Here is a 6,746-nt window from a genome sequence, read left to right as displayed (position 1 = left end):
TGCTACCAGACCGACTGCACCCAAGTCTGCCTATAAGAAGTGTCTTTTTGTGATGAGCATTCGACTCCTACTCGGTTCGTTGATCTCCGGATCAATGCTTACCTGAGGAGTCGGCTTGCCCGAGTCAATTCGCCCGGAACCATGCGTAGATGCCACCTCGTTGAGTCCGCTCAGCCTGACAGTCGACACGTTGCATTGATTAGGAGCCCTGACTTGGCAGCAAGCGGAATCGTATCCGATAGATAGTGCTTCACCGATTGAGTGAAGGCATCGTGACACGCTCACGATGGGACCCCACGAAGGAATGTATCGAGGTGCAATCGCAAACGAAAAGAACGATCTGCAACTAACCCGAACCAAAGATCCATCCATCACGGATCGACATGTCAACCGAATAGAAAACCGGTCACCGACCCAAGCACCGGAGCAGGTGTGAAGCTACCGCTCCCGACCAACCAAACGAAAAAAGATCAAAACAATTCATTCCCGCTAAACTCTTTCAGGAACGGATGGTTCCCCGCTTCTGTGAATTTACATCGTTGCTTGGTTGTCTCGATCGTCACCATTCCCATCTGACCGCAGGAACCGGAAATACAATCCGCCGATAGTGCCAACCGCAATGAAGTATTGAAGGCCGCCGAACACCAAGAAGTAAAGGGCGAAGCCGAATACATACAGGGTGTCGAAATCCATTACATCGCGAAGGTAACTCTCGGCCGGCCCTGCACCAAGAGAAGCGGGAAAGTCTAAAGCATACCACAGCAGCCACAATCCAGCTGCCTCCGATGATTGCTTCAATCCGGAGCGAACAAGGAGAGCCGTCCCAACAACGAGAATCGAATGTGCTGCCAAAGCGATTGTCCCAGCTTTGCGGCTGAACCATCTCGCGTTGCGGTTTCCGCTCGAAAGCTCGTCGTGTCGAGAAGCGTATGAGTTCAAAAGATGCCTGTCGGGGAACGTCCGCCGTCACCGGGCGGCGAGAGTAAAACTAACCATCAAAAAACGCGCTGACGCCGCGCCGGTGCACGGCATGGTTACCCCGATCGCATCCGTCGACGTCGAGCTAAGCGATAAGACATCCACCAGCTGACGCCGGGAAAGAGTCGACGCAAATCACGACGCGAAACGCCCGATAGCGCACCATGGCGTTGCCGCACAAGTTTCGCGGGATTGAACTCTAGTGTAAGCAGGTGCTCGTAGTCACGCAAAGCCGTCAGGTAAGTAGCGGGCAAGTGGTCAATATGTCGTTGCCGTTCGCCAGCCCCGTAGTGTCGCTCGACAGCAGAAAGCTCGAAGTGCACCGCGAAGCCCTCTTCAAGCCCGCTGGCGTCTCCCTGTTTTCCGTCAGTCAAGTGTAGGTGCACGGCCTCGTGTGCGACGTTGGAAACGAGTGTTGACTCGCAGTTCGTCGCATGAGGTCCGACCAACAGAGTGGCTGTAGCGCCATCGACGTCGATCGTCGGACCATTGTCCGTTTGGCAGATGTCTACCGCATCGAATTGCAGACACGGCGCACCAACAAGGTCGTCAAGCACGGATTGGCAACGAGCAAGAAGTGTCCTCGCCCGATGTTCGAGCTCAGTTGGTAGGCGAGTGTACGTCAATTCTTAGTGGGGTAACGTTTGCAATCACCCGGTCGCGACGAGAGATTTTCAATTGTCAAAACGCCCGACTTCGCGACTCTGGTGCATTGCATGGTTCGCCTAGTTTTTTCGCTTCAGAACCAGTCGCACCTCGCCGTCGGTAGGATCGTCAGCGAACGACGAAGGTGGCCGGAAATCGCGAAAATGTTGACCCTCGATTCCTTGTCCACAGTATTTCAGGGCGAGATGAAGATCCTCGTCCGCCCATTTATATATTCCAACAAACCAGAAAACCATGATTTGATTGTCGACGTCAACAATGTCGCCTATTTTCTTTCCCCCCCGTCTTTGAAGCTCGCGGTAGGGATTCTCTTTGTTGTCTTTGGGAATTCTAAACTCAAGGGGTTGGGGAAGGTCTTTTGCGACGCCCGTCCCGCTGAGTGTAAACCTATCACCCTTTACAGTAACAAGGATTTCTGGTCGCTTCTCTGATCGATCAGTCTCTGTTTGCATCGAAGCGACCACCCAATCACCTTGGAACTTCGAGTACCGCATTGGAATTTCGTCCGATTTTGGATCCTGCGCAAATCCGATACACGTTGTCGTCAGAAGGAGGGCGATCGCGATAAGTCTCATCGGTGAATCTCGGAAGGCGAACGAATTGCGATCACTCGACCTCCGCGAGAGATCTTCCGTTTTCAAAACGCTTGACTCGGCGACGCGGGTGCATGGATGGTTCGCCGCTACCTTGGAGTTCACCCCCGCCAGCACGATCAAAGTCCACCACCGGTGCCAAATCCAGGTGCGTTCAGATCCGTTATCCAACGGATATTGCAGCTAGGACAATAGTACGAGAGCTTACCAGTCTCCAGGTCGGTGTCGAGCGACTTTTGCCGGACCACTCTGCCACACGAGTCGCAAGTGGGATGACGGGCGAAGATCCACATGATGAGGAATGCGGTAGGGAATCCAGCAAGAAGTGAAATCAGCGTCCAGAACCCGGACCGCATCAAAACGCCGGTAACGAACAAAGCCAGAACCAACGGAAGCGAACCAACGACAAACGACGCAAGTTCGCGTGCCCCGTGCTTCGTATCGCGTCGAATATCAGGTTTGCGATCGGTCATCATTCTTCAGTCGGCGAACGATAGATTGAACCCTACTCAGTAGGGTCGTATTCGGGAAAGTCCAGTATACACCCTTACTGAGTTAGGGTGTTTGACCAATATCCCTTGACTCGCCCGAGCAATACGCCCCAACTCAGTTTGGTCGTTTGACCAATATCACTTGACTCGCTCGAGCAATACGACCCTACTGAGTAGGGCCATTTGACCAATATCACTTGACTCGATAGCTTTCCGAGGGATTCGGCAACCTCTCGGCGGAGGCTGCTGCATTCGTCCAGCTTGATCAACGGTGCGTCCTGAAAGGATCGTTTTGATGACACTCGCAGATTTTGAGCGTGCGGTGGCCGTGGCGGACGACATCGGAGAGTCTGACCAAATTTGGTTTCCGAAGTGGCTTCGACGCTACGCGTTGTCGTTCCCAAAAGGCTTGATCGATCAGTTGCCCGTCAATCACGACACGGCCCTGCGATTCTCGCGAACGCTGCTTGAGTCAGGTGCACCCGCTTGGCAACGCTGGCAGGCGGTTCGGTCGCTGGAACACTATCGCGACACGGTGCTGAAACGTTCCGAGCCTGACTTGACACAGATCGTCGCCAAGCTGGCGCAACTGGGCAAGCAGGAACGCAATTTTGACTTGGATGTGCCGCCAACCGAGGAGGAACTCGCGGCAATTCGTGGCAAGCAAGACCCGAGCGAACCCAAACTGATCCAGACCATGCGAGCTGATCTGCGGGTGCTGCATTATTCAATGGCGACCGAGAAGGCTTATGTGCGATGGATCAAGCGATTCATGAGCCATGTCGGCTCGACCGAGCTGGAACAGTTCGGCCAAAAGGATATCGAATCGTTTTTGACGAAGTTGGCTGTTGAAGGTCAGGTGGCAACGAGCACTCAAACTCAGGCAAGGTCCGCCTTGCTGTTCCTGTACGAGTGCATCCTTGGAGTGCGAATCGGATTCCTCAATGCGGTTCGCGTGAAGCGACCCGAGACGATGCCGGTGTGGTATAGCCGTCAAGAGATCGGCCACTTGCTAGAGAATTTGACTGGCGTGCACCGCATCATGTTTCTGCTGATGTACGGATCAGGGCTTCGGCACAAAGAGTGCCGTCGATTGCGCATCAAAGATGTCTGGTTTGACGAAGGGCGTTTGCTGGTACGCGACGGCAAGGGGCAAAAAGATCGGATGACGTTCTTGCCCAATGAAGTGGTTCCTGATTTGCAACGTCAAATTGCATGGGCGACCCAGCAGCACCATCAGGATTTGGAAGATGGTTATGACAAGGTGTATCTACCATTTGCGTTGGCAAGAAAGTATCCCAACGCGGGTCGCGAGATCGGATGGCGATGGGTGTTCCCTTCGCGACAGCGAGCGCGTGATCGGCGAAGTGGCATTGTCTGGCGACATCATATTGCCGAGCAGCAATTTGCCAACGCACTGAGCACCGCGCAACGGGTGGCTGGAATCACCAAGAACGGAGTGCCGCACTCGCTGCGGCATAGCTTTGCGACTCATCTTGTCGAGGACGGGACCGATCTTCCGACGGTTCAAAAATTAATGGGACACAAAGATATCGAAACCACGATGAATTACGTGCACGTGGATGTTGGAATCAACAGTCGCGTGCGGAGCCCTGCGGACCGCTTGGGGGGCGCGGAGCGGCTGGAGTGATCTTGGCGACCGCTGCAGTGACACGCGTCGAATCAACCCCGCGTCGACACGGTGAGTATCGAGTAAGTGGTAGAGATCTCGCGGACTTCGTCCCCTTGGGTGACCCTCGAAAGAGTGTCGCCGACTTTTCGAGATGCCGCGTCGACGCGGGTCATGGAACATGATTATCAGCCACAGAAAATCACGCGTCAAGCAAATGGTGGGGAGCAGTCAAACGTAGCCCTAGCGGGCTGTTGATTTAATGAGCCGCACCGCGTTAGCGGCGGTTAGTCAGACGCCAACCGGGGCTAACGCCCATCGGCTAATTGTTGTCACTCGGTATACGACTAAATCAACACGCTGCTAGGGGTGTTGGGGGCTGCAGCAGCTTAATCGTTTTTCGTCGCTCCTGTGGATGGCTCAAGTCAACGGTGGAACGAATTGCCGAGATGTTAACTATGGGGCAGGCCATCTGAGTCCTGCCGGAACGGACGATTCCGCATGACATGATTGATCCGAGGCGGTGATCGGTTGGCGTTGTTATGTTGCACGCGAGCACTGCCGATTTACCTTTCTCTTTCAAAGGAAGCAGATGAAACTGCGAACAAAATCGATTTATCATCCCAAGCCTTTTGAGCCGAACCAGTACATCCGGCCGCATGTGGTCGATGTTGTCTGTTTGACCGACGAGGGCGATTCTGAGGAAGTCATCGCGGGCAGGGTCGCAGTCGACTACCTCGACATCTCACGCGCCGAGACCGCGGGACAGAGCATTTTGCATGTCTGTGATGCCGACTCGCAGGGCTGGGAGATGGTTTATTCGGCAACGATCGAGCCGGCGATTGACTTCGCCGGGATCAGGAAGGACTTCGAATTCGACGATCCAGTTCAAGGTTTGATCTTTATCCACCAGGTCGTGCTGCATCCATCGCTGCGAGACTGGCAGCAGATGATCCTCGACTCCATCTGTGACATGTTTCCAAACGAAACGGCCACGGTCATGATCAGGGGAATCACCGAGCTACCAGATCGAGAGTTGGCCGAGCTTGGCTTTCGTATTGTGGCGGGGCATGACGTGCTGTTTCGCCCCAACATGCTCAGAAATGACTACACGACCGCTGACGATCCGAGAGATCCTTTCACGGACCTGACCGTTCCACCGGATGCTGAAGCGTACATACTTGATCGTTGGGATTTGGATGACGAATGACCGCAGACACGCTTGGCTTGCTTCAAGCTGTCCTCCCCGATTGGTTTCGTTCGAGCGCGGAATCCATTGCGTGCGACCATTCGCGGGTCGATCTGTGACCACCGCAAATTGTCACGATGCACCGATGTGAGCCTCCTCTCAAGGCATTTGAAGTGACCGGCAAAGTCCGGTGGGACGTCACTTTATTGCATTGCTAGAAAGCCCTCCGCATCACTCTCGGAACCTGCTTTTCGGGACACGAATTCGGCGAGCGCTCGCCGAATCGACGACAGTTGATGCTGCCTCTAGGGGGGAGAAGGCTCGCTCCTTCACATCATCGAACTGCAGCCAACGGCTTCGTCATGGCCTGTAGAGTCCTTCGGGCGAATTCCAAATGTTCGGTCGCTGCCGGGTGCAAAGCTCAGAAAGGCGATCGAGCCAATCTCGAAGCCCTCCATCGAGCATTCGTTGATCACCAAAGTGAATTTGCTACTCTGCCGTAGGGCGTTCGCGGAGGCTCGCGTTTGAACGCATTCGAACGTTTGGATTCTTGTGAAAACAGCGGCAATTGTGTTGGGTTTTTGTCGGCGTAATCTCAAAAACAGAAACAAGGTGTCTCGTGACTGATAAGTTTGGGATTGGCAAATCAACCTGTTCAGATGCCTCTCAATCGAAGCTTCGCACTGGTTTTGGAATCGCACCTTTGCACGTGGACGCGACACATTTAAACAGAGAGTGAGGGTGTTGCGGAATCAGACAAGGCCATAGACGCCAACGGCAAGTAGATCCGCGGCTTGAAGGTTCATGACGATGCCGAGCGAATGCTGACGAAGCCTGAGTTCTCGAAAACCGAGCCATTGATGGCTTCCTCGGTTTATGCCTTTCAGGCGAATAAGAAATCCAACGTTGAGGTGGACACCTGGTGGTGTGATCTCAATCGTCCCGCATGGCACATTGATTGAGTTGTCTTCAATTAGATCTCAAATGGTGACATATTCGGCACCATCTCTGCGGCACGACCACGCCACGGTGACGCCGGAGAATGCCAGTCTGATCAAACGTGCTACACGAAATCGCCCAGCAATTCGCGGGCTAAACGCATCACTATGCCGCGCGAGTGCCGGTGAATGCCAAACACGGTAAAACCCACCGTGACCGATTTTAAGTCCCCTGTGTCTGCCAATTCCACCACCTGGGCA

Annotated in this window: 6 protein-coding genes; 3 read left to right on the top strand and 3 right to left on the bottom strand. The window is 54.1% G+C overall.

The window, feature by feature from the left end:
• Positions 1-531 precede the first annotated feature (531 nt).
• The 3 genes from B2R17_RS14875 to B2R17_RS14865 form a co-directional block, all read right to left on the bottom strand.
• On the bottom strand, positions 532-693 hold the full coding sequence (locus tag B2R17_RS14875) for a hypothetical protein (RefSeq protein WP_286764595.1): 162 nt from the start codon (positions 691-693) through the stop codon (positions 532-534).
• Positions 694-1,034: 341 nt separating this feature from the next.
• Complete coding sequence (locus B2R17_RS14870) at positions 1,035-1,535, bottom strand: hypothetical protein (RefSeq protein WP_286764594.1); 501 nt, start codon at positions 1,533-1,535, stop codon at positions 1,035-1,037.
• A 168-nt stretch (positions 1,536-1,703) separates the two neighbouring features.
• Complete coding sequence (locus B2R17_RS14865; protein ID WP_286764593.1) at positions 1,704-2,219, bottom strand: hypothetical protein; 516 nt, start codon at positions 2,217-2,219, stop codon at positions 1,704-1,706.
• 804 nt (positions 2,220-3,023) lie between these two features.
• On the opposite strand from B2R17_RS14865, the gene B2R17_RS14860 reads away from it, so the two are divergent.
• From B2R17_RS14860 to B2R17_RS14850, 3 genes are all read left to right on the top strand, one after another.
• Positions 3,024-4,379 carry an integron integrase gene (locus B2R17_RS14860; RefSeq protein ID WP_286764592.1) on the top strand — a complete coding sequence of 452 codons (1,356 nt, stop codon included), beginning with the start codon at positions 3,024-3,026 and terminating at the stop codon, positions 4,377-4,379.
• A gap of 571 nt (positions 4,380-4,950) precedes the next feature.
• Positions 4,951-5,568 carry a hypothetical protein gene (locus B2R17_RS14855; RefSeq protein ID WP_286764591.1) on the top strand — a complete coding sequence of 206 codons (618 nt, stop codon included), beginning with the start codon at positions 4,951-4,953 and terminating at the stop codon, positions 5,566-5,568.
• Between the two features lie 800 nt (positions 5,569-6,368).
• Positions 6,369-6,509 carry a hypothetical protein gene (locus B2R17_RS14850; RefSeq protein WP_286764590.1) on the top strand — a complete coding sequence of 47 codons (141 nt, stop codon included), beginning with the start codon at positions 6,369-6,371 and terminating at the stop codon, positions 6,507-6,509.
• Positions 6,510-6,746: the final 237 nt, after the last annotated feature.

The organism is Rhodopirellula sp. UBA1907 (assembly GCF_002337565.1).
Lineage (GTDB): Bacteria > Planctomycetota > Planctomycetia > Pirellulales > Pirellulaceae > Rhodopirellula > Rhodopirellula europaea.
This window is presented reverse-complemented; position numbering and strand designations above follow the sequence as displayed.

Excerpts from the sequence above, each read along its gene's own strand:
- B2R17_RS14855 (WP_286764591.1), top strand. The coding sequence starts at position 4,951 with ATGAAACTGCGAACAAAATCGATTTATCATCCCAAGCCTTTTGAGCCG.
- B2R17_RS14865 (WP_286764593.1), bottom strand. The coding sequence starts at position 2,219 with ATGAGACTTATCGCGATCGCCCTCCTTCTGACGACAACGTGTATCGGA.
- B2R17_RS14875 (WP_286764595.1), bottom strand. The coding sequence starts at position 693 with ATGGATTTCGACACCCTGTATGTATTCGGCTTCGCCCTTTACTTCTTG.
- B2R17_RS14850 (WP_286764590.1), top strand. The coding sequence starts at position 6,369 with ATGCTGACGAAGCCTGAGTTCTCGAAAACCGAGCCATTGATGGCTTCC.
- B2R17_RS14860 (WP_286764592.1), top strand. The coding sequence starts at position 3,024 with ATGACACTCGCAGATTTTGAGCGTGCGGTGGCCGTGGCGGACGACATC.